This window comes from Lujinxingia vulgaris (genome assembly GCF_007997005.1).
Classification (GTDB): domain Bacteria; phylum Myxococcota_A; class Bradymonadia; order Bradymonadales; family Bradymonadaceae; genus Lujinxingia.
Genome location: NZ_VOSL01000014.1, coordinates 97,414 through 123,762, shown reverse-complemented (window position 1 = coordinate 123,762; position 26,349 = coordinate 97,414). Strand labels below are relative to the sequence as shown.

At 65.8% G+C, this 26,349-nt stretch carries 20 protein-coding genes; 12 read left to right on the top strand and 8 right to left on the bottom strand.

All coding sequences use genetic code 11. From position 1 onward, the window contains the following. Positions 1–333: 333 nt before the first annotated feature. A complete protein-coding gene (locus FRC96_RS03380; protein WP_146972693.1) occupies positions 334–1,992 on the top strand; it encodes a tetratricopeptide repeat protein in 1,659 nt (552 codons plus the stop codon). Here the strand turns inward: FRC96_RS03380 and FRC96_RS03375 are convergent. Further along, positions 1,983–2,234 (bottom strand): hypothetical protein, encoded by a 252-nt coding sequence (locus FRC96_RS03375; RefSeq protein ID WP_146972691.1) that lies wholly within the window; start codon positions 2,232–2,234, stop codon positions 1,983–1,985. The genes FRC96_RS03380 and FRC96_RS03375 overlap by 10 nt on opposite strands. 1,619 nt (positions 2,235–3,853) lie before the next feature. Further along, complete coding sequence (locus FRC96_RS03370; protein WP_146972689.1) at positions 3,854–4,195, bottom strand: gamma-butyrobetaine hydroxylase-like domain-containing protein; 342 nt, start codon at positions 4,193–4,195, stop codon at positions 3,854–3,856. 79 nt (positions 4,196–4,274) lie between these two features. On the opposite strand from FRC96_RS03370, the gene FRC96_RS03365 reads away from it, so the two are divergent. Both FRC96_RS03365 and FRC96_RS03360 read left to right on the top strand, forming a co-directional pair. Further along, positions 4,275–4,697, top strand: a complete 423-nt coding sequence (locus tag FRC96_RS03365) for a hypothetical protein (RefSeq protein ID WP_146972688.1) — start codon at positions 4,275–4,277, stop codon at positions 4,695–4,697. A gap of 231 nt (positions 4,698–4,928) precedes the next feature. Then, positions 4,929–5,366: a CBS domain-containing protein gene (locus FRC96_RS03360; protein WP_146972686.1), complete on the top strand. Its 438-nt coding sequence runs from the start codon at positions 4,929–4,931 to the stop codon at positions 5,364–5,366. 164 nt (positions 5,367–5,530) lie between these two features. Here FRC96_RS03360 and FRC96_RS03355 read toward each other — a convergent pair whose 3' ends face one another. Then, entirely contained in the window at positions 5,531–6,475 is a 945-nt protein-coding gene (locus FRC96_RS03355; protein WP_146972684.1) for a hypothetical protein, read from the bottom strand. Positions 6,476–6,682: 207 nt separating this feature from the next. Between FRC96_RS03355 and FRC96_RS03350 the strand changes: the two genes are divergently transcribed. The 5 genes from FRC96_RS03350 (at position 6,683) to FRC96_RS03330 (ending at position 10,186) form a co-directional block, all read left to right on the top strand. Continuing rightward, entirely contained in the window at positions 6,683–7,435 is a 753-nt protein-coding gene (locus tag FRC96_RS03350; protein ID WP_146972683.1) for a non-canonical purine NTP pyrophosphatase, read from the top strand. 203 nt (positions 7,436–7,638) lie between these two features. Next, positions 7,639–7,974, top strand: coding sequence for a hypothetical protein (locus FRC96_RS03345; RefSeq protein WP_230469825.1), 336 nt, complete (start codon positions 7,639–7,641; stop codon positions 7,972–7,974). A 62-nt stretch (positions 7,975–8,036) separates the two neighbouring features. After that, positions 8,037–8,870 carry a hypothetical protein gene (locus tag FRC96_RS03340; protein WP_146972681.1) on the top strand — a complete coding sequence of 278 codons (834 nt, stop codon included), beginning with the start codon at positions 8,037–8,039 and terminating at the stop codon, positions 8,868–8,870. A gap of 299 nt (positions 8,871–9,169) precedes the next feature. Beyond that, positions 9,170–9,976: a hypothetical protein gene (locus FRC96_RS21730; protein WP_230469824.1), complete on the top strand. Its 807-nt coding sequence runs from the start codon at positions 9,170–9,172 to the stop codon at positions 9,974–9,976. A gap of 12 nt (positions 9,977–9,988) precedes the next feature. After that, positions 9,989–10,186 carry a hypothetical protein gene (locus tag FRC96_RS03330; protein WP_146972679.1) on the top strand — a complete coding sequence of 66 codons (198 nt, stop codon included), beginning with the start codon at positions 9,989–9,991 and terminating at the stop codon, positions 10,184–10,186. A 10-nt stretch (positions 10,187–10,196) separates the two neighbouring features. Here FRC96_RS03330 and FRC96_RS03325 read toward each other — a convergent pair whose 3' ends face one another. Then, positions 10,197–10,727: a hypothetical protein gene (locus FRC96_RS03325; RefSeq protein ID WP_146972677.1), complete on the bottom strand. Its 531-nt coding sequence runs from the start codon at positions 10,725–10,727 to the stop codon at positions 10,197–10,199. A 124-nt stretch (positions 10,728–10,851) separates the two neighbouring features. On the opposite strand from FRC96_RS03325, the gene FRC96_RS03320 reads away from it, so the two are divergent. Then, positions 10,852–12,654, top strand: coding sequence for a DUF4153 domain-containing protein (locus tag FRC96_RS03320; RefSeq protein ID WP_230469823.1), 1,803 nt, complete (start codon positions 10,852–10,854; stop codon positions 12,652–12,654). A gap of 15 nt (positions 12,655–12,669) precedes the next feature. On the opposite strand, the gene FRC96_RS03315 is transcribed toward FRC96_RS03320, so the two are convergent. Together FRC96_RS03315 and FRC96_RS03310 are read right to left on the bottom strand one after the other, a co-directional pair. Next, positions 12,670–14,931 (bottom strand): ATP-binding protein, encoded by a 2,262-nt coding sequence (locus FRC96_RS03315; RefSeq protein ID WP_146972674.1) that lies wholly within the window; start codon positions 14,929–14,931, stop codon positions 12,670–12,672. 322 nt (positions 14,932–15,253) lie between these two features. Next, complete coding sequence (locus tag FRC96_RS03310) at positions 15,254–15,700, bottom strand: GyrI-like domain-containing protein (protein WP_146972672.1); 447 nt, start codon at positions 15,698–15,700, stop codon at positions 15,254–15,256. A gap of 302 nt (positions 15,701–16,002) precedes the next feature. Between FRC96_RS03310 and hmgA the strand changes: the two genes are divergently transcribed. From hmgA to FRC96_RS03295, 3 genes are all read left to right on the top strand, one after another. After that, entirely contained in the window at positions 16,003–17,316 is a 1,314-nt protein-coding gene (gene hmgA / locus FRC96_RS03305; protein ID WP_146972670.1) for a homogentisate 1,2-dioxygenase, read from the top strand. A gap of 442 nt (positions 17,317–17,758) precedes the next feature. Then, positions 17,759–19,483, top strand: coding sequence for a M66 family metalloprotease (locus tag FRC96_RS03300; protein WP_146972669.1), 1,725 nt, complete (start codon positions 17,759–17,761; stop codon positions 19,481–19,483). A 131-nt stretch (positions 19,484–19,614) separates the two neighbouring features. Beyond that, positions 19,615–22,338: a tandem-95 repeat protein gene (locus FRC96_RS03295; RefSeq protein WP_230469822.1), complete on the top strand. Its 2,724-nt coding sequence runs from the start codon at positions 19,615–19,617 to the stop codon at positions 22,336–22,338. 190 nt (positions 22,339–22,528) lie between these two features. Here the strand turns inward: FRC96_RS03295 and FRC96_RS03290 are convergent, their stop codons facing one another. Further along, complete coding sequence (locus FRC96_RS03290; protein WP_146972665.1) at positions 22,529–25,492, bottom strand: hypothetical protein; 2,964 nt, start codon at positions 25,490–25,492, stop codon at positions 22,529–22,531. Positions 25,493–25,507: 15 nt separating this feature from the next. Then, positions 25,508–26,347 (bottom strand): fimbrial biogenesis chaperone, encoded by an 840-nt coding sequence (locus tag FRC96_RS03285; RefSeq protein ID WP_146972663.1) that lies wholly within the window; start codon positions 26,345–26,347, stop codon positions 25,508–25,510. Between the last annotated feature and the right edge of the window lie 2 nt (positions 26,348–26,349).

The window sequence follows — 26,349 nt, the reverse complement described above, 5'->3', positions numbered from 1 at the left end:
GAGGTGTTTTATAACCGAGCGCGAAGCCACTCGGCGATTGGGTATATGAGCCCGGTGGCGTTTGAAGCTCAGGTGGCAAAAGCTGCCTGAAGAACGTGTACGGGAAATCGGGGGAAGCTCACGAGCACGAGTACGAGCACGAGCACGAGCACGAGCACGGGCACGAGTACGAGTACGAGTACGAGCACCAGTACGAGTACGAGCACGAGCACGAGCACGAGCACCAGTACGAGTACGAGTACCAGTACGAGCACGACCCCGTGAATATAACACTCCCCACTCCGTCATCTGGCCCCACCCAACTCGACCGCACGCAGCCCCCGGACCGCTTCCATGTCCCGCACCCTCCTCGTCTCGCTCGTCATCGCCCTGCTCCTCAGCGCCTGCGCCCATCCGCTGCAACGGGGCCGCTCGGCGCTTGACGAAGAAAACTACGAGCGCGCCGAAGCCATCGCCCAAAACGCCGTTGAGCGCCGGAGTGACGATCCCCGCGGCCACCTGCTCTATGCCGAGGTGCTCGTGGCCCAGAAGCGCTACGCCGAGGCTCTCCCCTACGCGCGCCGCGCCGCCCATGGCGAAGCGGAGGGTGCCACGGCACTCACACTCTACGGCGATATTCTGGGCAAACTTGAGCAAGACCCCCAGCTCCGAGCCCGCGCCTACGATCGCGCCCTGGAGCTCGACCCCGATGCGCTCCCTCAAGCGAGATTCATCGAATCCCTGCAAGCCCTCACCCAATCCCAACTCTCCCCCTGGGACGAGCCCGAGCGTCTGTGGGCCATTGAACGTCTCTTCCAGATCGACCCCAACTTTGTCGCCGACCTCGACCCCCAGACGCTCGCCAGGCAGATGTACGTCGTGGCGCAGGTTCACGCGGCAAAAGGCGATCTCAAGGAGGCGGTGGTCTATATGGGAAACGCCATCGCGCGCTTTGGCGACCCCGACGAGCTCGCCGCGGCCGACCTTGAGCGGGCGCAGCGCGCCCATGAATGGAGGTTCGAGATGGGGGAGCTGCATCTGCGCCGCGGCCATCGCCGCGAGGCGCTGGAGAGCTGGAAGACGTATCTTGAGGGCGTCTCGGAGCTCCGCGCCGAGTCCCCTCAGGCGCAGCTCGCCGAGGCCGACCGCCGCTACCTCTCCGTGGGCCAGAGCGCTCGCTACTACGGCGACGCGGAGCTTGCCGCGGGGATCTGGCGCGCGGCTGTGGGGCTTGAGGCCGGCGACGTTCTGGAGGGGGTGGAGCTGCCCGAGCATCCCAGCCCGGCGGTGATCGCGGAGCGCCTGGGGAGGCTGGAGCTGATGCGCGAAGAGCCGGCCGCCTACGCACGCATCGCCGAGGACAGCTCCCGGGGGTTTGCCGACGCGCACGATCGCGCCATGTTGAGGGCGTCAGGTGCCCAGTGCGATGTTGCGCCCGAGGCGCTGGAGGCTTTTGTCATGTGCTTTGAGAACCGGCGCGATGTGCGGAGTCTACTCGTGGAGCGACTCATCGACGCTGGCGAGTACGACGCCGCGATGGTCGTTGCTCAGCAGGGCATCAGCGCGCTCCCCACGGGTAAAAACCTGGAGTTGGGCATGAAGGCCGCGCTTTACGCCGCCCAACCCTCGACCTTCATCGCGCTTTTCGGCCGCCGGCGCGTCATCTCCGATGGCGTGACGCGTTTTCTGGGCGCCCACGACGCCGAGAACGTCGACGCCGAGGCAGCCAGGCTTCTGGCCGCGAGTGTGGGGGAGGCGGATGCCGCGACGGTGGCGGCTGCGGCGAGCTATTTGCGCGAGATTCGGCCCTCCGACATCGAGCTGTTCATCACGCATTTGCGCGCCCTGATGGCCACCGGCGACGCGGATGGCGCGCGCCAGGAAGTCCGGGATTTTCTCGATCAGCGCGAACCCACCCCTCGTCTACGCCATGACGTCGCCGAGGCGTTGGCGGGGAAGGTCGACGACGGCACCATGGAGGAGATCTTGGGTTGGTTTGAGGCTCAGCCTTGAGGGGGGCCTTCGCAAATCTCGCGTTCGAAGAACAAAAAACGGTCGTTGAGAAACACCGCGTCTTCGGCCGGGTAGAGACTCACACGCGCCGACCTATCGCCCCCTCCCCCTCCCCCCGCAGTCTCGGAACCTTCGTCGGCATGGAACCAGCTATAGCGCGCCGACTCCCGGGCGAAGAGAACGTGGGGGCGAAACTGATCGTAGACGACCTGCTCTTCTTGATAGCCGCCTTCCTGCGCCAAAGATCAACCCCGCGCTTGAGCTCAAGATGTTGGGATGATCGTCCCGGGGCTGCGCGGCCAACTCAAGATCGCAGCGCCGTGATATTGTTACCGGTCCGCTGTTGCGACTCACCTCGACCACCCTCCAGCCCTGCTCCCCCTGGCTCACCCGCAACCTAAACTCCCGGCTCCGGGTATGGTGCCGGGGCCCCGGTTCCTCCATCTGCAAAATCTACACATCCGGGTCAAATTCGAGGCGGCTGCACTGTGATCCACCCGTGGTCGTGGTGACCGTCACCCTCGTCGTTGAATCCACCCTCCCCGAGCTCATCTGAGGGTCGGCGTTCACTCGTCGCACCCAGTAGGTCCCTTTTTCCCAGCGAAAGGGCGCGTCGCCCTGGTCATTCAGGCTCGCTTCCTGGCCAGGTGCGGCCGCAACGCCAGGCTCTCCAGCGGGGCTCTGTCCATCCACGGATGTCTCGATGGGTTGCGGGTCTGACGTCACGTCACCGCCGCTCTGGCAGGCCCCCGAGAGCATCAAAAGTCCCGTTATCAGCAGCCCCTTTCGTTTCAACGCGCTCATGCTCATAGCTCACTCCTCTCAGGTTCCTTTCGAGATCCCATGGCAGCAGGGTATCCCAAAGCATTGAGCTCCGCCGTACTGCCAGGGCCTATGGGAAGATCTCCCAAGCTGTAGGGGGAGGTCTTGTGCCTCCCCCGTACTCCGAAGGTTCGGGGGGATGGGAGGTTTGTGGTGTGGGGAGGTCCGTGCGGGTGTTGGGGGGCGTGCGGGTTGTGGTTAGGTGGTTGTGGGGCGTCGGGGTTCGCGGGGGTTGGCAGGTTTGTGGTTGGGTGGTTGTGGGGCGTCGGGGTTTGCGTTGTGGGTCGATTCGTGCGTGCCGAGCGCCCCAGGCCGACGCTGGCTGTGTCGCGTCGTCGTCGCGGTAGCGTTGCTACACGCTCCTCCTTGCTCCTTGCCAGGCGTCGCCCTGGATGCGCTCGGGTTGGGGGGATTGGCGACGCTGACGGCGTCGAAAGGGATTCGCAGTAGCGCTGCTACAGCTTCATCCCTATCTCCTTGCCAGCCCCGCCCTGGATGCGCTCGGGTTGGGGGGCGTCTGAGCTACCCCTCAACGATACTCATCGCTCAACCTCCTTTCGGCATGGCAACGCCGGGCAGTGCCGAGCGCCCCAGGCCGACGCTGGCTGTGTCGCGTCGTCGTCGCGGTAGCGCTGCTACTCGCTCCTCCTTGCTCCTTGCTCCTTGCTCCTTGCTCCTTGCTCCTTGCTCCTTGCTCCTTGCTCCTTGCCAGGCGTCGCCCTGGATGCGCTCGGGTTGGGGGGATTGGCGACGCTGACGGCGTCGAAAGGGATTCGCAGTAGCGCTGCTACAGCTTCATCCCTATCTCCTTGCCAGCCCCGCCCTGGATGCGCTCGGGTTGGGGGGCGTCTGAGCTACCCCTCAACGATACTCATCGCTCAACCTCCTTCGGCATGGCAACGCCGGGCAGTGCCGAGCGCCCCAGGCCGACGCTGGCTGTGTCGCGTCGTCGTCGCGGTAGCGCTGCTACTCGCTCCTCCTTGCTCCTTGCCAGCCCCGCCCTGGATGCGCTCGGGTTGGGGGGCGTCTGAGCTACCCCTCAACGATACTCATCGCTCAACCCCTGCGGCATGCACGCCGGACAGGGGCAGAGCTCGCGCAGGCGCTGGAACGAGTAGATGCCGGTGTCGTGCCCGTCGGCAAACACGATGTTGATCGCGTAGTTTCCGACCTGGCGCACGTCGACGACCTCGGCCTGGGGGGGCTGGTGCTCGATGAATTTGTGGGGGCCGCTGGTGTGACCCTGGCAGCGGGCGCAGGGGCAGAAGCCACGCAGGTAGCGGGTGGGGTAGACCGCCTCGTGATCGTCGCTGAAGGCGATGCGCAGGGCGCGGGCGGCGGATTTGTATTCGATTTCGGTGGGGTGGGGGACGTAGCCCATGAGGTATGACCGGGGTTTTGGGGGAGATTGATGGCGAGCGGATGATACGCGGTGGGAGGCGGTTGGGCCAGGGGGGGGAGTGGCTGGTAGCTGGTGGCTGGTACTCGTGCTGGTCCTCGTACTCGAGCTGGTACTCGTACTCGTACTCGATCTCGGGCTCGATCTGGATCTCGATCTCGATCTGGATCTCGATCTGGATCTCGGGCTCGATCTGGATCTCGGGCTCGATCTGGATCTCGATCTCGATCTGGATCTCGATCTGGATCTCGGGCTCGATCTGGATCTCGATCTCGATCTGGATCTCGATCTGGATCTCGGGCTCGATCTCGTCCACGTCCCGGGACTCGCGAACCCGAGACCGTCCATTACGAATCGACCCACGTCGCAAACCCCGATGCCCCACAACCACCCAACCACCCAACCACCCAACCTCAAAGCGAACCCGCCAACGTCCACACGAATCGACCCACGTCGCAAACCGCGGCGCCCCACAACCACCTAACCACAAACCTCCCAACCCCCGCGGACCTCCCACGTCCCGCAACCACCCAACCTCAAAGCGAACCCGCCAACGCCCACACGAACCGACCCACATCGCGAACCCCAGGCCTGGGGGGGGCTTGACCGGCTGGCGAGCGCCTTAGCTTTGAGGTGAGCTGAGCGCGGCGAAAGTCGCGCCCGATCCAACCCATCGACCTGATGATGTACTCCCGTGGCGGAAAAGGAGCTGACCATGATCGAAGCCAGTGAGTTGATGACCGGAAATCCGGAGCGTGCCGAGGTGACCGACCCGTTGAGGGAGGTGATTCGTAAGCTCATTGAGCTCGATGTGCGGCATCTGCCGATCGTGGAGAATAACGAGCTGGTGGGGATGATCAGCGATCGGGACCTGCAGGGATTGATGGTGCCGGACGGCTCCGATCTGGAGGTGATGCGGCTGAGTGATACGCGTTTTGATCAGCCGATCAGCTCGGTGATGCAGGGGGACGTGATCTCGGTGCATCCGGAGACGGACGTCAACGAGGTGATCGAGCTGATGATCGACCAGCGCATCGGGGCGGTGCCGGTGGTCGACCCGATCACCGGGGCGCTGGTGGGGATCGTGAGCTATGTGGATGTGATCCGCCACGCTCGCGATTATTTCAGCGGCGAGGAGAGCGCGACGCTCTAAGACGCCTCCCCCCCGAAATCCTTGAGGGGCAGCGACCGGTTGCCCTGATCGAAACAACGAAAAACGCGCAGCGACACGCTGCGCGTTTTTTTGTTCAGGGGAGAGCTTGTGGATCTGGCGGGTCAGCGAGAGCTGCACCGGTCGCCCTGATTAAAATTTTAAAATTACTCGTAGAGGGCGGGGAGGGTCATGAGGCGTTGGACGACCTGGTCGGGTTTGAGCTCGTTGTGGATCAGGGCGTGGGCGCCCTGGAGGAGATGGAGCTCAAGCTCGGCGCGATCGGCACTGGAGGCCAGGGTGTCGACGAGCTGCAGGGACTCGCGGGCGCGGGGGCCAAAGCGCTCGACGAGCGCGTCGGCGGAGGTGCCGGGGTTCTCTCCCAGGTGGCAGCCGATCTGGAAGTCGACCGAGCCCTGAAGGTGGGTGTCGGCGTAGAGGGAGCCTGCGCCGGCCAGGCCGAAGGTGGTGCGCTCAAAGCCCTGGCGGAAGACGACGAAGCGGGACATCTCGGCAAGACCACGGGCGAAGAGGGTGGCCTGGAGGCTGGAGCCCAGGTTGAGGGCGTCGGCCAGGCCGCTGAGCAGGGCGATGGCGCGGGCGTAGGCCCCGCAGATCTCGGCGCCGATGAGATCCTGGGAGCGGTAGACGCGAAAGCTGCCGGACATCATGGCGTCTTCCACCAGATCGTGGACCTCGGGGAAGAGGGAGGCGCAGACGGCAGACGCCGGGTGGCCGGCCTCGATGTCGGTGCGCAGCATCGGGCCGCCCAGGTAGCCGATGCGCTGGGTGGGGGTCTCTTCCTGGAGGATGGTGGAGACGCTCTTGAGCGTGCCCGGCTCCAGCGCGCGCAGGGTGTGCACGATGACGTGGCGGCCGCTGATGACGTCGCCGACCTTTCGGGCGACCTCGCGGCAGCGGGCCATCGGGGCGGCGAAGATGATCAGGGTGACCTCGGCCAGATCTTCGAGCTCAACGCGCTCACCGGGGAGCTCGTCTTCTTCACAGAGCTCTCCGGGGTGCCAGACCTTGATGTTGCAGGCGCCCATCGCGAGCAGATGGCGAGCGACGTCTCCGACGCCGGTGGAGCCGACAAATCCAACGCTGATCATGGGGGAACCTCGGGGGGAGCAAAGGGAGCCGGAAGGCAGCTCGGTCAAAGGGCGTTGTGGCCGGGCTCAAAGCCTGATAGAGCGCGGCCCACGAAAGGGTGATGGCGCAAAACGCGCGGCGTCACCGGGTGCATGGCAGCCAGGCTGGCGCGTGCGGGTGCGTGGCGCGGCGTCGAGATGATCGTACGAGACAAGGTGTAGGTCCAGATGGAAGAGCTTTCAACCTCGACGGTGCCCGAGGGGGCGTTTGTGATCGCGACGGGCAACGCCGGCAAACGCCGCGAGCTTGCGGCGAGCCTTGGCGATCTGCTGGATGCGCGCTGGGAGGTCTTTGATCGCAAAAGCTTTCCACGGGAGCTCGAAGCGGTGGAGGAAGACGCCGAGACCTTCGAGGGCAACGCCATCAAAAAGGCGTTATGGACGGCGCGTGATACGGGGCGAGCCTCGCTGGCCGACGACAGCGGGCTTGTGGTCGACGCGCTGGGCGGGGCGCCCGGGGTGTACAGCGCGCGCTACAGCGGGGAGGGGGCGACCGACGCCTCCAACAATCAAAAGCTCGTCGAGGCCATCGGCCAGCTGGACGCCACGCAGTGGGCGGGGGAGGCCGGGCCGGCGGCGCGATTTGAGACGGTGCTCTGTCTGGTGCTCGGCGCCGACGTGGTGGGCCGCACGCTGCTGGCGCGCTGCGGTTTGACGCTCGATGAGGTCCCGATGGGCGCGCCCCGCAACGAGGGGGAGCTTGTGCGGGTCGGTGAGTGGGCGGTCGTGTGGTTTCGCGGCCAGGTCGAAGGCCAGATCGTGGCGGAGGCGCGCGGTGAGGGGGGCTTTGGCTACGACCCGCATTTCTATGTGCCCTCGCTGGGTCGCACGATGGCGGAGCTGACGCTGGAGGAGAAGGGGGCGATCAGCCACCGGGGGGTGGCGTTAGGGAAGTTGCGAGCATTTTTCGGGTTGGGGTGAGTTGAGCGCCCTGGATGCGGTCGAATTGGGGGGTGTGCGGGTTGAGGTTAGGTGGTTAAGGGGTTGTGTGGTTGTGGGGCGTCGGGGGTTTGCGGGGTGGGGAGGTTGGTGTGTGCGGCCGGGGGTTCGCGGGTTGTGGTCAGGTGGTTGTGTGGTTGTGTGGTTGTGGGGCGCCGGGGTTTGCGGAGTGGGTCGATTCGTGAGTGCGTTGGGCGGTTCACGAGTTCGAGATCGAGATCGAGCCCGAGATCGAGCCCGAGATCGAGATCGAGATCGAGATCGAGATCGAGCCCGAGATCGAGATCGAGATCGAGATCGAGCCCGAGATCGAGCCCAAGATCGAGCCCGAGATCGAGCCCGAGCCCGAGATCGAGCCCGAGATCGAGCCCGAGATCGAGCCCGAGATCGAGATCGAGCCCGAGCCCGAGCCCGAGATCGAGATCGAATTCGAAGTATTGCGGTCCGGGGGCGTACCTGTGTTAGTAGGTCGGGAACCGAGTGTGACGAAGGAGTTGATGACGGCGCAGTGCGCTGAATAAGCGTGACCGAGTGGCGAGTCGTCGTGATCGGTCAGCGATAAAACGCGATAGAAGGAGTTGGGATGGTGTTGAGGAAGGTGGGTGTGAAGGCGGGCGCGCTGGCGCTGGCGCTGAGCCTGGGGGCGGGTTGCTCGTTCACGACGATGGAGACCGCACGCCAGCTCGAGAGTGGCGAGGCGGTGGTGGGCGGAGCGCTGGACTGGCCGGGGTTTTTGTACATCCCGCGGGCCTCGGCCTACGGCAAGGTGGGGGTGGGCGACAAAGCCGACCTGGGCCTCCAGGGAGCCTTCGCCTTCGCGACGGCGAACCTGGGGGCGACCGCGCGGGTGTACCCGACCAACTGGCTGACGATGAGCCTGCAGACCGACGCGGTCTTCGTGGTCGACGATTTTGATGGCTTCTTTGGCGCGGCCGACAACAACGCGGCGCTGCTGGTGTTTACGCCGCGGATCTCCACGGCCGTGAACGGCGATGACTTTCTCTACGGGGGCTTTCAGTCCAACGTGCTCACGGGCTGGGAGTACGATGAGAGCGGCGTCAACACGGTCTACACGTTTCAGGGCGCCACCATCGGCGGGTTCGCCGGCATCGAGACCGATATCTCGCCGGGCTTAAGCCTGCAGACCGAGCTGATTTTGATGCCGGTGACCGTCGATGACGCCGGGGTCAACGTGATCTTCTCGGAGGGCGGACTGCCGGCGCTCTTTCAGTGGAGCGTGGGGTTGAACTACCGCTTCGGCGGCGAGCCGGAGGCGGTGCGGCGAATGGAGCCGAGTGAGGCGCCGCGGCGCGAGGCGGAGGAGCCTGTGCAGCCGGAGCGGGCGCCCCGGCCTGAGTCGCAACCCGAGCCAGAGCCGGCGCCGGAGTACGATGAGGGTGGGGTGCCGATCTATTGAGGTTTGAGTAGGACTCGATCACGGGCTCGATCTCGGGCTCGGGCTCGGGCTCGATCTCGAACTCGATCTCGGACGCGATCTCATACTGGTCCTCGTACTCGACCTGGGTTCTGTGCAGGAGTGAGGGCTTAAACGCGGGCCGGGCCTTGTGGACAAGCGCGAGCTTGTGCACGGCCCGGGGTTTGGGGTCGGATGGTGTGTACGGAGAGCGCACGCATTACAATTCGACAGGAAGCTGTGAGGGGCCGATGACACGGGGTTGTGAAGGGACAGGGGCGACACCGGGTTGGAAACGTTGGGTGCTGATCCTGGTCATGGGGCTGGCCCCGACAGTGGGGGCGGGCTGCTCGTTGACGAGCCGGGAGACCGCGCGCCAGCTGGAACATCGTGAGGTGGTGGTCGGCGGCGGCATCGACTTGCCGGGGGATGAGTTGGTTCCGCGAATCTCGGCCTATGGAAAGGTCGGGGTGGGGAACAAGGCCGACCTGGGGTTGCAGAGCGGGTTTGCGTTTTCGACGACGAACCTGGGCGTGTCGGCGCGTTATTATCCGACGCGCTGGCTGACGCTGGGGCTGCAGACCGAGGGCATCATCGTGGTCGATCATGTTGGCGACTACGAAGACTACGCAGCGGGGCTTGTGGTGACGCCGCGGATCTCCACGGCGGTCCGGGGGAAGATGCCGCTCTACGTCGGGGTGCAGGCCAATGTACTCAGCGCCTGGGAGTATCCGGAGAACAGCAGAGAGACGCGCTTTGGGTACGAGGGGACACTCGTCGGCGGATTTGTGGGGCTGGAGGGAAAACTCGTCTCGCCGGCGTTGAGTTTGCAGATGGAATTGATCGCGATGCCCTGGGCCGTGACCGGCCAGGGAGCCTCCATGATTGGGGGAGATGTGGTGATTATCCCCTTTCAGTGGAGTGTGGGTCTGAACTACCGCTTTGGTGGGGAGCCGGAGGCGGTGGGAGAGATGGCGCCGAGTGAGGCGCCGCAGGTGCAGAGTGCGGCGGAGGAGCCGGCGCAGCCGGCGCGGGCGCCCCAGCCTGAGTCGCAACCTGAGCCGGAGCCGGCGCCGGAGTACGATGAGGGTGGGGTGCCGATCTATTGAGGTTTGAGGGGCGTGTTCGGGTTTGGGCTCGATCTCGGGCTCGATCTCGATCTCGATCTCGATCTCGGGCTCGAACTCGATCTCGGGCTCGATCTCGATCTCGGGCTGGATCTCGATCTCGGGCTCGATCTCGGGCTCGATCTCGGGCTCGATCTCGGGCTCGATCTCGGGCTCGATCTCGGGCTCGATCTCGACCGTGGGTTCGAGTGAAACCTTGAGGTCAGGCAGAGGGGGAGGGACGATCCTCATCATGAGGATGGGTGCGGTCGTGGCGGATCAGGACGATGACCGCGTCGTGGTGAAGGGCCTGAAGGAGCTCGAGCTGGTGATCGGCGCGGTCGCGGAGCTCGGTGAGGGGAAAGGGCTCAAGTTCGGGGTGGTGATCGCAGGCCAGGAGCAGGGCGCGCCAGAGGCATTGTTTGGCGCGCACGCCGCTCTGAAGCCCCTCCAACTCCAAAACGCGGCTTAAGGGGGAGTAGCGCACGACCTCGTTATTGAGTTTGAGGCGGCCGAGTTTTTCGGCGACGCGGGCGCTGGCGCCTTTGACCAGGGAGGGGGAGATGTCGAGGGCTCGCAGGATGTTGCGCAGCACCGTGGCCTCGTCTTCGATCTCCTCGGCCAGCTCGCTGACCTTCTGGCCGACGGGGTTGGCGGTGTTCTGGGAGGCGATGCGCCGGGCCAGGCTTAGCCCGGCGGTGGCCGCGGCGTAGTGGTCCTGGAGGTAGGTTTCGAGGTAGCGTTTTTCGCTCATGGTGGCGTCCGTTGGGGGCGAAGGGTGGGTGAACATCGTTTGAAAGATGCGCACGTGGGTGCTGTCTACCAACACGCGGGTTGCAGCTGGCGCGTTGAGGGCTGGCGATAAGGTGGAGGTTGTGATGCAGGCGATGATAGGGCGCTTTCTTCAAAATTTTGGTGCGATGGCTCTGCAGGCGGCGCGTCGGCATCCGCTGGAAGTCGCGATGGGGCTGGGGGTCGCCACGCTGCTCAGCGGCGGGGTGGAGCAGCTCTGGGAGGATGAGCTCGTGGTCGCCTGGTCGCTCACAGCAGTGCCGGCGCTGATGTGGGTGTTTCTGGCGAGTTACCTGCATACGCTCAAGGCATTGAAGGTGGGGTGGCGTGTGGCGCTCAGCGTGGTGGGGCTCGGCATCTGGAGCGGGTGGGCGTCGGCCTTGCGCTCGGAGCTTGTGATCGCCGATCTCTGGCGCGTGGGCCTGGCCTCGGTGGGGTTGGGGGCGCTCCTGATGGTGGTGCCGCTGATGGCTCGACAGCATGGGGTGGGCGAGCGTCTTCAGGCCTGGCGGGCCACGCAGCGTCTGGTGCTGTCTGGGGGGATGAGCGCCATGTATCTGGGCGCGCTGTGGGTAGGGTTGGCGCTGGCGGTGCGCTCGGTGAGCATGCTCTTTGACCTGGGTGTCGAAGGTGAACTTTACGCACACCTGGCGGCCTGGATTTTTGCCCCGGGCTTTGTCTGGATGCTGGCGGCGCGTACCGATGTGATCTTTGCGTTTGAGCAGGAGGTGGGCGCCGAGGCGCTGCCCTGGGTCCAGCGGTTGGGCTTCTATCTGACGTTGCCGCTGGTGTCGGTTTATCTTTTCATTACCTATATCTACGCGATCCGCGTGCTGGTGGTGGGGGAGGCCCCCTCCAACGTGCTCTCGCCATTGATACTGGGGGCGGGGATGTTGATGTGGTTATCGCTGGAGCAGGTCGAGGCGATGCGGCGTCGGGGGGGCTATGAGATACTGGTGCGTGTGGTGGATGCGCTGCCGGTGATGGTGGGGCCGACGGTGCCGCTTGCGATCTGGGCTGTGTTTGAGCGCATCGGGCAGTACGGATGGACAGAGTTTCGTTATGTGCGTCTGCTGGCGCTTGGGGTGCTGCTGGCGATTTGCGCGGTCGGGGCGGTGAGTTACGTGCGGCGGCGTCCGATGGGGCTGTGGATGGTGCCCGCGGTGATGGCGGCCGGGGCGTTTGTGGGGACGTTGGGGCCAGTCAGCGCGCCGGCGGTCGCCGAGCGCAGTCAGGTGGCGCGTCTTCAGCGGGAGGCCTCGGCGCTGGGCGTTTTGGACGCTCAGGGGGCGATCGATGTCGACCGTCTCTACGGCGTCTTGAGCCTGGGGGGATATGAGGTGGCGAAGCTCGCGTATTACGTCGACGAGCATTTTGGTCATGATGCCTTAACGCCCTTTGTGCCGGCAGATCTCAGCGATGAGGAGCGTGAGAGCTGGGAGAGGCGCCTCTGGAGGGCGCGTTGGGAGTCGAGTGGGGAGGAGCAAGGCTGGCGTGTGGTGAATATGAGCGCCAACGGGCTTCCTTTTGAGGTGGCGAGTCCGGCGACGGTGTATCGATTCAACCATGTCGTCCACCAGGAGGGTGGGGAGTCGTACTTGCAGACCTCGCCCGATGTGCAGGTGACGATGCTGGCCGAGGGGGCGTCGCTGGTGGTCAAAAAAGGCAGCGGGCGCTGGCAAGCGGACTTGAGCGAGCAGGTGGCTGCGGCCCGCAAGAGTGCGTCGTTCGACGAGCTTACGCCCCGGTTGCGACGCGTGCTGCTTGTCGATGAGGGTGGCGAGCGGCGTGGCGAGCTGGTGCTCGATGAGCTGACTCTTCAGATTAGCGAGGTAGAGGCATTGGCCAGGCTTAAGCGAGCCAACGGGGTATTGATCGTGGATCGCTGAGAAGGGTGGCGGCGCTTACACGGCGGCAGTGGCCCGGGCGATGAGCGTCTCGAGCTCGGCGGAGGGGAAGGGTTTGGAGAGCACGGTGAAGTCGCCCGACTCCAGAAAATGTTTGCTCTCGGCGCTGTAGGCGCCGCCGGTCATAAAGATCATGCGTTCGGCCAGCGCGGGGTGTTCCTCGCGAAGCTGCTGGTAGAGGCGCGCGCCGCCGATGGCGGGCATCTCCAGGTCGCAGACGATGAGGCGAGGATCGGCGCCGGCCTCAATGGCGTCGAGGGCCTCGGCGGCCGACTCGAAGGTGTGCAGCGCGACGCGTGATTTGAGCTGGCGTCTGAGCGCGCGCAGGAGCATGGCGTTGTCGTCGATGAGGAAGACCCCGGCCGGCGCCGGCGCGTCCTCGTGGGGAGTCGTGGCGTCGGCCGGGGCGCCTGCGCGGGAGACCGGCTCGGCGGCGGGGTTTTGTGCAACCGGAGCGCGATCCTCGCGAACCTCCGGGGTGAGGTTGAAGGGTTGGGCCTTCAAGGTTCCGGGAGTCGGTGTGGTGATGGTGACCGTGCCCAGCCAGCGCGTGGGGATGATGATCTGAAAGGTTGTGCCCTGGCCCGGCGTGCTCTCGACCTCGATATCGCCGTTCATCTCCGCGATGATTTTGCGGCAGATGGACAGCCCCAGCCCGGTGCCTTCCCCGATCGGTTTGGTGGTGTAGAAGGGCTCAAAGATGCGCTCCAGCTGCTCGGGGGCGATGCCTTTGCCGCTGTCTTCGATCGTGATGATGAGGTTGTTGTCGGCGCGTTTCGCGCTCACCCGGACCTGGTTTTGGTCCGGGGCGCCGGGCTCAATGGCCTGGACGGCGTTGACGAAGAGGTTGAGCAGCACCTGGGAGAGCCCGGACTCATTGAGCATGGCCGAGGGAAGATCGTCGATGTCGCGGATGAGCCGGGCGCGCTGTTGCACCCGGTGCTCGACCATCAGCAGGGTGGAGTCCAGGATCGTGGCGATGTCGACCGGGTAGATATCGTCGGTGGGGGCGCGGGAGAGGTCGCGCAGATCGTCGACGATCTTGCGCACGCGGCGGGTGCCGTAGTGGACGTCTTCCAGACTGGTGAGAAGGGTGTCGCGGTCGATGTCGCCCTCGGCCACCTTTTCGAGCAGGTATTCGACGTTGGAGGCGACGTAGGCCAGGGGGTTGTTGATCTCGTGGGCGACGCCGGCGGCCAGAGTGCCGGCGGTGATCATGCGATCCATCTGGGCGATGCGGCTCTGCAGCTCATGCTCCTGGGAGAGATCGGTGATGAGCAGCACACGCACCTCCTGCTGGTCGAAGGTGGTGGTGAAGATGCTCAGCTTGATGGCGAGCTGCTCCCCGCTGGCCACGCGCAGCTGGGCGGGGATGTTCTGGCTCTGCCCGCTGAGAAGACCGGGCAAAGGAGAGCCATCCGGAGCGCTCAAGAGGGTCGAGGCGTGGTGGGCCGGCAGGTTTTCATCGGTATAGGCGCTGAGCTCCCGGAAGCTGGCGTTGGCGTAGATGGGCGTCCCCTGCTCGTCGAGCAGCAGCACGCCCTGAGGGGTGCGCTCCATGATCTCGATCATCGTGGCGCGGGCGATCTGCTCCGTCTGGACGTGCAACTCCTGGAGGCGGCTCTGGCTCTGGGCGTTGCGTTCCATCAGCCAGCGCTCGATCTGGTAGCGCGCCCCGAACATCATCATCGTGGCCAGGAGCAGTCCGAGCATCGAGAGAAACAGGATCAGGCGATGGTTGTTGATGGTGAGCAGAGGCCACTCGGGGATCCACTCCAGGTAGAAGACCAGCAAGATCGCGATGGAGACCGCCATCCAGAACCAGATCGCGCGGGAGGGGCCGGCGATGGTGATGGAGACCACCGGAACGAGCAGCAGCCAGAAGAGCACCGGGGAGAAGATCCCGCCGGTGTGCAGAGTGAGCACAAAAAGCACCGCGCTGAGCACCGCGCAGGTCTGGTGAGCGAGCCAGACCTCGTCGCGGGTTTTGCGCATCCGCCAGATGGTAAAGAGCCCGATCACCCCGGCGATCATCAACTCGGCGAAGAGCAAAACGATGTCAAAGAGGGTGATGTAGAGCAGCGCGAAGACCGGCGCCCAGATCCACAACCCCAGCCCCAGCAGCGCGGCGACGCGGTGTTGGTAGGCCTCATAGGTCGTGGCCTCGCGCAGCTCGGGCGGCGTAAAGAAGCTCACCGGTGGTGAGAAGAGCAGGGGGATGCGGGGCGCATCGTCGGGCGGGACGCAGAGCCTGGTCATGATGAGGAGCTCCGAGGGGGGGCGGGGGAGGAGCGGGAGGGGAGAGACCGACCACGGCCGGCAGGTGGAGCTTAAGATAACTTTACAAGTAGGATCAAATCCCGCTCAGACTAGAGCTGCATCTCGGGGGATGAAGCGCGGCGGCGCGCGGAAAAGTCTGAAGAAGTAAGGCAGCTTAGCAGGGGGAAGGTAGCGAGGGTTCGCACCAAAAGCTTGCGCTCTGTTCGGGGCGGCTGGCAACGCCCCGAACGGGGGTGGTGGTGGGCTCGACCCCCTGAGCTGCGAGGGAGGGAGGGGGGAGCCCGGGGCAGTCCGGGCTCTTTTAGGGCTGCGGCGCCAGGCGCACGTAAAGCTCGACGGGGCCGTCGCCCTGGAGGGGATGAAACTCCAGAAAGACGTGCTCGGTGGGCAGGCGCTGCGCTTCGCCAAACGCGCGCATCGCGCCAAAGCTCGTGCCGATCTCGGTGACCGGCGCGCGGTGGGTGAGGTGAAGCCAGCGCTGGCGCGGCAGCCGAAGTCGCTCCAGCCCTTCGGGGGTGGGGGCGTCGGGGTGAACTTCCACGCCGACAAACTGGGTGTAGATGCCCTCTTCGACCTTCAGAGAGACATCGAGAAGATGGCGGCCGCAGCGTCCTTCGATGCTCTCGTAGCGCGAGAGAAGTTCGCGGTTGGCCGCAGGCACTGCAGTGGAGAGCTCGGCCATGGGAACCACGACATAGAGGCCGACAACCTCCAGGGCGTCGAGGACGGTGGGGGCGATTGAAGACATAAGCGGGCTCCGGTGAGGGGAAGGTGAGCATGAAGGAGCAGCGAGACGTTCAGGTGTAGCGCGTCGGTGGGAGCGGTGCAAAGTCGGGGAAGGTGCACGACCGAGGGTCGGACAAGGTCGAGCGTTTATGCGGGTGAAGTACGACCGAGGGTCGGATAACCCTGGCGGATCTGCTGCGGCACATCGTCGTTGCGACCTTCGCAGCGTTGCCACTGTGCGGCCGGCGCGTTATCCAAAAAGGGCGAAACGCATCGTACCCATTGATTCAGCCGTGGTGTGCAGACACTGGCAGGAGAGACGCTATGACGCTTGAGTACATGACCGGGTTTGGCAACGACTTTGAGACTGAAGCGCTCGACGGGGCGCTGCCCCGGGGGCGCAACTCACCGCAGCGCGCGCCCTACGGGCTGTATGCCGAGCAGCTCTCCGGCTCGCCGTTTACCGCGCCGCGCAGCGCCAATGAGCGCAGCTGGCTCTATCGCATCCGGCCCTCGGTGCGGCATATGGGCGAGTATGAGCCGGTGGAGGTTAAGCACTGGCTGAGCGCGCCGACGACCGAGGGCGGGGGGCTTCCGATCGGGCAGCGGCGCTGGGATCCGGTGGCGATCCCCCGGGAGCCCACCGGCTTTGTCGACGGCGTGCGCACCATCTCGACCGCCGGCGACGTGGTGGGTCAGACGGGCATGTCGGCGCACCTCTACCTGGTCAACCGAAGCTCGGAGGATGACTATGTGATCAACGCCGATGGCGAGCTGATGTTCTTGCCCCAGGAGGGCGCGATTCGCCTGGTCACTGAGATGGGCGTGCTGGAGGTGGAGCCCGGTGAGCTGGCGGTGATCCCGCGCGGGATGGTCTTTCGCTTTGAGCTGATCGACGGGCCTGTGCGCGGCTACCTCTGCGAGAACTACGGCGGCAAATTCACGCTCCCGGAGCGCGGCCCCATCGGCGCGAACTGCATGGCCAACGCCCGCGATTTTAAATACCCGGTGGCCTACTTTGAGGATGTGGAGCGCCCCTCTGAGATTCATATCAAATGGTGCGGGCGGCATTATGTGACGACGATCGGGCATAGCCCGCTCGACGTGGTGGCCTGGCACGGGAACTACGCGCCTTATAAATACGATCTTCGCGACTATTCGCCGATCGGCGCGATCCTCTTTGATCACCCCGACCCCTCGATCTTTACCGTGCTCACCAGCCCCTCGGGGGAGGCGGGCACGGCGAACATCGACTTTGTGATCTTCTCGGATCGCTGGCTTGTGGGCGAAGATACCTTCCGGCCGCCCTGGTACCACCGCAACATCATGTCGGAGTTTATGGGGCTGATCTACGGGCAATACGACGCCAAAGAAGAGGGCTTTCTGCCCGGCGGGATGAGCCTGCACAACATGATGCTGCCGCACGGGCCGGACACCGACGCCTTTGAGAAGGCGTCGCGCGCCGAGCTCAAGCCCCAGAAGCTCGAAGGGACGATGGCCTTTATGTGGGAGACGCGTCTGCCCCAGCACCTGACCGACTACGCGGCCGGGCTGGAGACGATGCAGAAGAACTACATCGACTGCTGGAAGGGGCTCAAAAAGCGCTTCGATGGCACCATCGAGGGCGACTGGAGCTGAGGGGCCGGGTCAGGGAGTTTGTCAGAACGCGATGTTTCAGTGGGCTAGCCGGGAGGTTCGGCCCAGGGGGAGCGCCCGGGCACATGTCTTTTAAAACGTACACCCTTTGGCGCTTCGGTACGCGATGCTTTAACTCGTGGTCGGGCCAGCCGGCGTGGTATCGCGTGCCGAGTATCCCCCATAGAGGGGGGGCATCTGAGAGGGGCGTGCAATCCGAGGCGGATCTGTGTAACTCTTTGTAGGTTGTTTACACACGCCACGCCCCACCTCCCCGCTGCACGCGCCACGCGGTGCTACGCGCGACCTCGGGTCGAAACGCGACCTCCGGCGAGTCCGCGACTTCGGGTCGAAACGCGACCTCCGGCGCGTCTGCGATCTTCGCCAACCCGCGCGTCGCGGCGACGCGCCGAGGCTCGGGAGAGTGGCCCACACCGAGGTTTTGATGCCCGCGAGCCCTCGTTCCCTCCTCTCTCATCCCCTCCCGGCACTTCGCTGCCTGATGGCCCTGGGGCTTGCCGTGTGCGCCCCCGGCGCAGCGGTCGGCTGCGGCGAAGACATCGCCCCGGTTTCCGAAGATGTGCGCGAGGTGCCGGATCGCCCCGATGTGTCGGCGGATGTGGAGGGTGACGGCGATACGGACCTCCCCGATGCGCCCCTTGAGCCCGACCTCGGCGACGACGCGAGCGACGCCGCCGAAGATCCGATGGATGGCGGCGATAGCCAGCCCCCGGATGCGGATGAGCCGGACAGCGAGGAGCCCGACGCGGAGAATCAGCATGATGCCGGCGGCGACCCGGTCGATGTGGGCGAGGATCCCGATCCGGCGCCGATCTCCGTGCAGATCGACACGGTGGAGATCTTTCAGACCGTCGCCAAAACCCCCTGGCTGGATGGGGCGGCGAACTTCGATCCGACCCCGATCATCGCCGGTCGCGACACCCTGGTGCGGGTCTCGGTCGATGTGCCGGCGGGCTGGAGCGCGAGCTCGGTGCGCACTGAGCTGATCGTAGTCGGGGCCGGTGGCTCGCAGACGCTTCACGATGTCGTGAAGAGGGTCAGCGCCGACTCCCAACCCGGCGATCGCGGCTCGGCCTTTGAGTTTGAACTTCCCGGCGAGGAGGTCGAGGAGGGCGGGGCGCTGCGACTTCGTCTGGTTGAAGATGGCGCCGGGGGCGAACTTCTGGCGCGCTGGCCCGCCGATGGCACGCTCTGGTCGACCGGGGCGACCGAGGAGAGCGGGGAGCTGCACCTGGTGCTCGTGCCCATGCGTTTTGACACCGATGGCTCCGGGCGCCTGCCGGACACCTCGCCGGCGCAGCTCGCGCTGATCGAGAGCTCGCTGCGCGCGCTCTACCCGATGCACAGCCTGCGTCTGGAAGTGCGCGAGCCCTACAGCTGGAGCGGGTCGGTGCGCTGGGGGGACTTCACCCAGGCGCTGCGCGACTTAAAGATGTCCGACGGGGAGGATGAGGCGTATTACTACGGCCTGATTCAGCCGGCGGCGACCTTCGAGGCCTATTGCGGAAGCTCCTGCACGACGGGCCAGAGCTATACGGTGAGCAGCGCCACGGCGAACACCTATCGGGTGGGCGCGGGGCTGGGTTATTCGGGGGCGCGCTGGGTGGGCACGCTGATCCACGAGCTGGGGCATATGCACGGGCGCGGCCACGCGCCCTGCGGGGTGAGCTGGTGGAGCGACGACAACAGCTACCCCCACGCCGGCGGTGATGTGGGCGTGTGGGGTTGGGACAGGCGCACTGACGCGCTCATTGCCCCCGATGATGCGGCCGATTTTATGGGCTATTGCGACCCGTGGTGGATCTCCGATTACACCTACCGCGGGCTCTTTGAGCGCATGAGCGCGGTGCAGCAGGTCGCCACGAACCAACGCGTGCTGCCGCCGGGGTTCTATGCGCCCCTGAGCTGGAGTCGCAGTGACGAAGCCACAGTCGGAGCGCCGCGTTATGAGGCCAACCCCACCACCGGCGAGGTCGCGCAGGTGCGTTTTCTCAATGAGGCTGGCCAGGTGCTTCAGCGTGGGCTCGCCCCGCTGGTGCGCTTCTCCCACGAGGAGCGTTTTGAGGTGCTTTTGCGCGAACTTCCCGACGATGCCCATCTTATGAGCGTGGAGGTCGACGGAGAGCGCCGGGAGGTGCGCGTGCGTTGAGAGGAGCTATGCGAGGGGTGATGCGTCTTCTTTTTGCGATATCGCGGAGATGTCCGTACAAGGGGAGCATTCAGCAAGGGTTGTGTGACGTGTGAAGCGATGTTCTGTCATCTAAGATGAGGAGTGATGCGATGAAGTGGAGTCGATGTTGGACAGGAGCCGTCGGGTTGGCGGCGTTGATGGCGATGCCCGCGGTGGCGTCGGCCGATGAGGTGTTGCTTTTTGGCGACTACGTCTCCACGCGTAACGCTGTAGCGGCTCAGTTGACGAATCAGGGGCATACCGTGACCAACGTGGCCACGCTGCCCGCGAGTCTGGATGACTACGACTCGATCTGGTCCTTTTACGCAGTGGATGCCTTGCCGGCGGCCGATCGTCCGGCGCTCCAGGCCTTTGTGGAGCGCGGCGGTGGCCTCTACCTCACCGGGGAGCGCCCCTGCTGTGAGGCGAACAACGATTCGGTCGAAGCGCTGCTCAACACCCTGACCGGTGAATCGGTGCAGGTAGGGGATCGGGGCGATATCGGCACACCCTATGTTGTGAACCCGCTGGCTCCGGCCGGGGTGACGACCACGCCCAACACCCTGGCGACCTTCTCGCCGGGCGGGCCCGGGGGCATGAACAACGTGGATGGGGCCAACGTGATGATCAGCGGTGCCGGGGGTGTGCCGGTGGCCGCAGCGTGGACGTCGAATGACCTGGTCGCGCAGCGCGGCCGGATCATCGTGGTGATGGATGTGAACTATACCACCAGCAGCAACGCCGGGCAGTGGGTCGAGAACTTTCAGACCTTTTTGTGCGACGAAGGTAGCAACGGGTTCTGCGCGGCGCGCGATGCGCCGATGAGTGCCGCTGATGCGTACGAGGTCGACGAAGATTCACTTCTGGAGGTCGCGGCCCCGGGTGTTCTGGAGAATGACAACGATCCCGACGGCGAAGCGATGAGCGCGGTGCTGGTCAGCGGGCCGGCCAACGGCCAGCTCACGCTCAACACCGATGGCTCCTTCACCTACACGCCGGATGCGAACTTCTTCGGCACCGACAGCTTCACCTACCAGGCTAACGACGGTGAGTTCGACTCGGCGCCGGCCACGGTGACGATCACGGTCAACCCGGTCAACGATGCGCCGGTGGCCGAAGATGATGCCTACGCGCTTGATGAAGATACGACGCTGAGCGTCACCGCCGAAGACGGCGTTCTGGCCAACGACAGTGACGTGGAAGGCGACGTGCTGGGCGCGCTTCTGATCGACGATGTTCAAAACGGCCAGCTCACGCTCAACGCCGATGGATCGTTTATCTACACCCCGGATGCGAACTTCTCGGGCACCGACAGCTTCACGTATGTGGCCTTTGACGCCGAGGATGAGTCCGATGAGGCGACGGTCACCCTGACGGTCAACGCCATTAACGACGTGCCGGTGGCCGAAGATGATGCCCACACAGTGGTCGAAGACTCGCCGCTGACCGTTACGGCGCCGGGTGTTCTGGACAACGACAGCGACGCGGACAACGACGCGCTCAGCGCGGTGCTGGACAGCGGGCCGACCCATGGCCAGCTCACGCTCAACGCCGACGGCTCCTTCACCTACACGCCGGATGCGAACTTCTTCGGCACCGACAGCTTCACCTATGTGGCCAACGACGGCGCGCTGGACTCTGCGCCGGCGACGGTGACGATCACGGTGAGCCCGGTCAATGACGCGCCCTTCTTTGTGGAGCCCACGCCCGAAGATGGCGCGGAGTTTGACGTGGTCGAGGGCGAGCTGCTGGAGATTGTGCTTCTGGGCGAAGACGTGGACAGCGCCCCGCTGACCTACGGCGCCGAAGATCTTCCCGAGGGCGCGCTCCTGGATGAGACCACCGGCGAGCTGATGTGGTCGCCGACCTGGGACGAGGCCGGCAGCTACGAGGTGGTGATCTCGGTGACGGATGGCGAACTCAGCGATGAGCGCACGATCACGCTGACCACCACCTTCCTTGATGAAGATGATGATGGTCTTCCGGACACCTGGGAAGTCTCGGTCGGACTGGACCCGACCACGGCCGACAGCGACGAGGACGGCATCTCCGACGGTGACGAGGTGGGTGACGATCTGGAGAACCCCATCGACACCGATGACGATGAGGTGATCGACGCCCTCGACGAAGACAGTGACGGCGACGGCATCCCCGATGTCGATGAAGCCGGCGATGCCGATCTGTCGACGCCGGCGATCGACACCGACAACGACGGCACCCCCGACTACCGCTCGCCAGATAGCGACGGTGACGGCGTGGACGACGGCGAGGACAACTGCCGCCTGGTGGAGAACGCCGATCAGCTCGACAGTGATAATGACGGTGTGGGCGACGCCTGCAGTGAGGATATTGACGGCGACGGTGTGAACAATGACGAGGACAACTGCCCGCTGTTGGAGAACGCCGACCAGGCCGACCTCGACGAAGATGACATCGGCGACGCCTGCGATGGTGATATTGATGGCGATGAGGTGGAGAACGAGGACGACAACTGCCCGCTGGTGGAGAACGCCGATCAGTCCGATATCGACGGCGACGGCATCGGCGACGCCTGCGATGACGACATCGACGACGATGGTCTGACCAACGACGAAGAAGATGATCTGGGCACCGATCCGGAGAACCCCGACACCGACGATGATGGCTACGACGACGGTGAAGAGGTCGAGCAGGGCACCGATCCCACCGATCCCAACAGCTTCCCCGGAAGCTGGGAGTCGCTCTCGGGCGGGGGATGCTCCTCGACCGGTTCGACGCCGGGCAGCATGCTCTGGGTTCTGGCGGCGTTGGGCGCGCTGGGTGTGCGTCGTCGCCGTGCTGAGAAGGGCTGCTAAGCCCTTCTAAAGCAGCGCTGCGCTCGTGAGCGCATTGGCCCCGCACCTCCTCGGAGGTGCGGGGCTTTTTCGTGCGCCGCAGGTGGGCAGTGAGGCACCGAGTGAGCGCGGGATGTCCGACCCTGGGAGGGACAAGGTTCGCTGTTTATGCGGGGATCGGCCTCTGATGTGCGCGCCAGCGAGAAGGCGGTCAGGGCGCTTGCACGGTGGGCTCGCCATCGATGCGCACCTGGAAGTTGCTGCGGGCGGCGCGGGCACGTAGCGCGGCGCGGCGCTCCGCCTCCACCGCCAGGCGGTTCTGCGCGCGGGTGTCGGTCGGGCCTTCGTTAAGGTCGGGGAGGGTGGCGGCGATGCCGACCCCCGGTCGTGTCAGCTCACGGCGCGGGGCGGGGGCGCGGATGACGATCTGGCGGCCGGTGATCACGGTGCCGTCCAGGCCGACATAGACCGGCTGCGGGGCGGGGCGAACCAGGGTTGAGTCGGGGGATTTCGGGCGGCACACTCCCAGCTCGTAGCTGCCGGGCGGGACATGCGGGAAGTAGAAGAAGCCGTCGTAGGCGGTGCGAGCCTCCACCGCTTCGGCCGTGGGGCGACCGGGTTGCTGGCGGGGGCGCAGCGTGACGCAGCCGCCGGGCAGAGGTAGATGTTGGCCGTCGCGTTCGACGTAGAGCGTGCCGTCGACCTCGCCAGCGATGACCACCGGGAGCATCAGGCGGGCCGGGGCACCGGGGCGGGTGATGACGCTGCGGCCCTGGACGGTGGAGAGGGCGAAGGGGTCGTTGAGGCTGGAGGTGTCCAGCCGGAGCTCGGTGTAGGTCGAGGGGGGGCCGGCCACGCGCAGGCGCCCTGCGGCGTTGGTCCGGGCCGGGTAGGTGCGCCTGCCAAAGCCCTGGACGCGAGCGCCTTCGATGGGATCTTCTCCGGGGTCGCGCTGGCCGTTGCCGTTGGCGTCGCGGAAGATCTCGGCGAGGACCTGGCCGCGGGTGGTCAGGTCGGGGGTGGAGACCATCAGGCCGCCGTCGACCGGGTCGGGGCCCAGGCCCATGGCCAGGCTTGCGCCCAGCGCCCAGCCGCCGCGCTGGCCCCAGCCGCCGTTGAGGCCCCAGCGCACTCCGCCCACCTCGCCCTGGATGCCGGCGCGCACGCCGAGCTGAAGATCGACCAGGTTGCGAAGATCGAGGGTGGCAAAAGCGCGCAGGGTCCGGGTGAGTTTGCGGTCGAGACCGGCCTGCACCATGCGCAGGCGCGGGGCGGGCACCACGCGGTAGTCCGCGCTCAGGTGCGGGCTCCAGTCGCCGATGCGGCGTCGCAATGAGGCGCGGGCGTTGAGCGATTGCAGCGCGCCCTGCATCAGGTTGAGCTGGTGGGTGTGCGAGAGCTGCGCGCCGAAGATGCGCAGTCCGTAGCGCGCGCTGACGCGATGCTGCTGAAGATCGTTGCGCTGGTCGCGACGCAGCCACTGCAGCTGGTAGGGGATGTGGGCGCCGAGCTTGAGCGCGCCGTCGAGGCGCAGACTGGTCTCGGAGCGGCGCGAAGCGCCGCCGTAGCCGAGCGCGGTGGAGCGAAAGTCGCCAGCGGTGCGCAGGTGGTAGCCCGAGAGGTTCAGGCCGAGCTTGCGGGTCTGAAACTGCAGGATGCCGGCGGCGCCGTGGCCCAGGTCGGCGACGACTTCGCCGCCCACATACCAGGAGCCCAGCCCGGCGCGGGTGCCCGCGCTGAGGTAACTTCGTTGCTCGTCGCCGTAGAGCGACGCGGTGCTGGCACGGCCGAGCACCGAGAGCCCGGAGTTGATGCCGAACTCATAGCTCGCCGACGCACGCAGCCCGCCGGTGGTGTTCTGGAAGTCCGGGCTGGTCACCATCAGCGGGGTGCCGGCCTCAACCACCTGAAGATCGAGCTGGCCCTCACCGGTGGGGACCATCTCGGAGCCGATGAAGATGCGCTCGATCTCCTCGCGCTCCTGACCGTAGGGGCCAAAGAAGACCAGGCGCAGCTCGTTCCAGCCGTAGACCAGCGGGACGTCGCCGAACTCAAAGCGGCCGCGGGCTTCGCGCTGTGTGCCCAAAAAAGCGCCGTTGCGGTAGAGCTCCACCTCCCAGCCCGGGTCGAGCTGGCCACGCAGGGAGGTGCGGTCGAAGGTTTGCGCCCGGGTCAGCGGGGCGGTGGAGAGGCTTGCGCCGCGCCCGGCGCGTCCGGTGGTCACCAGCGGGATGGCGCTGGCGTGCACATCACCCACTTCCACGCGGGTGGCGCCCAGCGCGCCCAGCAGTCGACCGGCCGGGTCTCGGCGCGAGAGGTTGAGGCGCGCTGCGCTCAGGGGGGCGTTTGGCGTTCCGCTCAGCGACCAACTGCCCTGCATCCAGAGCAGATCGCCGGCGCCGCGCACGCTGTAGGTGTTGGACTGGGGCACGGTGGTGCTACCGGGCTCCGAGGTGGCGGCGCGCAGGGTGCCGCTTAAAAAAAGATCCATCACCGGGGCGCCGATGATGCGGTAGGGCGCCTCGAGCACCTCGTAATGCGGGGCGCCGTCCCAGCCCTGGACGGCGCGCATGCGCGCCAGGCGTCTCTCGCGCTCCAGGCGGCGGTGAATCGGCAGAGGTTCGCGCGCCTCAACCTGCAGGCGAAGTCGTTGTAAGTCGGTCGTAAGCGTGACCGGGAGCCAGCGCGCGACGAGGTCGGCGGCCAGATAAAGATCGTCGGGCTGGGCGATCCAGTCGTCGCTGCTCAAGGCCACCGCGCGCCCGGAGGCTTCGCCCCGGCCGCGTAAAAGATCGATGGCGACGGTGCGAGCGGGATCCATGATCCAACCCTCCACGCGCGCCGACGGGAGGTCGGCGTGAATGGCAAGTTCCAGAAGTTCGCTCAGGTGGCTCACCGGCACGAAGGCGCGGTTGGAGGCGGCGTCCCAGATGATGAGGAAGGCCTCGCTCAAATGATGGTCGTCGAGGAAGAGCTCGACGACCAGCCACTCCTTCTCGGCCTCAAAGGCCTCGCCATACGAGGCGCTCTCGATGGAGGCGGCGGGCTCCAGCGCGGACTGTGCGCTGGCGAGCGGGCTGATGAGGATCGAGGTCAGGCTGAAGAGGGTGATCCACGACCACGCGCGTCGGCCCGCCGGGCTGGCTCCACGGCCATGTCGCGCGTGTGATTCCATGGCCCCTCACCGTGTTCAGCGCTCGCCAGAGTGGCGAACACGCTCAATGGCGACGGTCTGAGCCGGCGCGCGCCGGTCGCCGTCGCGCTCGATAAAACGAAGGCTCCACTGGCCGGTCGCGCTCACCGAGGCGTCGTTTAAGGGGACGTGCAGCACGCGCTCCTGGCCGGGGGCGTAGAAGGCCACCCCGCGCACCGCGCCGACGAGCTCGGCGGGCATGCCGGGCCGGCGCGCGTAATAGAGCTCGTAGTCACCGTAGACCGAGCGCTCGCCGCTGCGCTGGAGGTTCATGATGGCGGTGGGCCGCCCCTGGTGGTGCGTGATCTGAAGGTCGGGCGACTTCAGCTCCGCGCCGAGCTCGCCGCGGCGGTAGATCACCGGCAGGCTCACGCTCATGCGCATCTTCAGGGCCACCTCGACCGCCTCGCTGCTCTCGGGCTGCGGGGGCTCGGCGGCGGTGGGCAACGCCTGAAAGGTCAGGTGGGAGCGGTACTCGCCATCGCCTAAAGAGGCCGGCGCGCGCACCATCAGGCGCACCGTCTGCGTCTCCCCGGGGCCCAGCGTGACCTGGCGGGGAGAGTAGCGCACAAAGGCGTCGACGAACTTTCCGGCAGCCTCAGGGGGAAGTTCTTCAAACTGGCCGGCGGGGCTCATCGCCAGGCGCCGAAAAAGCACGCGGTAGGTCAGCGTCTGCTCGGACTGGTTCACCAGGGTCAGCTCCGCGCTGCGCTCGCGCCCCTCCAAGACCACACGGGTCGGTGAGATCGAGATGCTCTGAGCGCTGGCCACGCTGCTCCAGCCGATGCCGGCGACGAGCACCATTGAGGCCATCCATCTTCGCCACGATCGGGTCATGG

Excerpts from the sequence above, each read along its gene's own strand:
- FRC96_RS03320 (WP_230469823.1), top strand. The coding sequence starts at position 10,852 with ATGCAGGCGATGATAGGGCGCTTTCTTCAAAATTTTGGTGCGATGGCT.
- FRC96_RS03370 (WP_146972689.1), bottom strand. The coding sequence starts at position 4,195 with ATGGGCTACGTCCCCCACCCCACCGAAATCGAATACAAATCCGCCGCC.
- FRC96_RS03350 (WP_146972683.1), top strand. The coding sequence starts at position 6,683 with ATGGAAGAGCTTTCAACCTCGACGGTGCCCGAGGGGGCGTTTGTGATC.
- FRC96_RS03290 (WP_146972665.1), bottom strand. The coding sequence starts at position 25,492 with ATGGAATCACACGCGCGACATGGCCGTGGAGCCAGCCCGGCGGGCCGA.
- FRC96_RS03360 (WP_146972686.1), top strand. The coding sequence starts at position 4,929 with ATGATCGAAGCCAGTGAGTTGATGACCGGAAATCCGGAGCGTGCCGAG.
- FRC96_RS03325 (WP_146972677.1), bottom strand. The coding sequence starts at position 10,727 with ATGAGCGAAAAACGCTACCTCGAAACCTACCTCCAGGACCACTACGCC.
- FRC96_RS03315 (WP_146972674.1), bottom strand. The coding sequence starts at position 14,931 with ATGACCAGGCTCTGCGTCCCGCCCGACGATGCGCCCCGCATCCCCCTG.
- hmgA (WP_146972670.1), top strand. The coding sequence starts at position 16,003 with ATGACGCTTGAGTACATGACCGGGTTTGGCAACGACTTTGAGACTGAA.
- FRC96_RS03380 (WP_146972693.1), top strand. The coding sequence starts at position 334 with ATGTCCCGCACCCTCCTCGTCTCGCTCGTCATCGCCCTGCTCCTCAGC.
- FRC96_RS03340 (WP_146972681.1), top strand. The coding sequence starts at position 8,037 with ATGGTGTTGAGGAAGGTGGGTGTGAAGGCGGGCGCGCTGGCGCTGGCG.
- FRC96_RS03285 (WP_146972663.1), bottom strand. The coding sequence starts at position 26,347 with ATGACCCGATCGTGGCGAAGATGGATGGCCTCAATGGTGCTCGTCGCC.
- FRC96_RS03310 (WP_146972672.1), bottom strand. The coding sequence starts at position 15,700 with ATGTCTTCAATCGCCCCCACCGTCCTCGACGCCCTGGAGGTTGTCGGC.
- FRC96_RS03295 (WP_230469822.1), top strand. The coding sequence starts at position 19,615 with ATGAAGTGGAGTCGATGTTGGACAGGAGCCGTCGGGTTGGCGGCGTTG.
- FRC96_RS03300 (WP_146972669.1), top strand. The coding sequence starts at position 17,759 with ATGCCCGCGAGCCCTCGTTCCCTCCTCTCTCATCCCCTCCCGGCACTT.
- FRC96_RS03355 (WP_146972684.1), bottom strand. The coding sequence starts at position 6,475 with ATGATCAGCGTTGGATTTGTCGGCTCCACCGGCGTCGGAGACGTCGCT.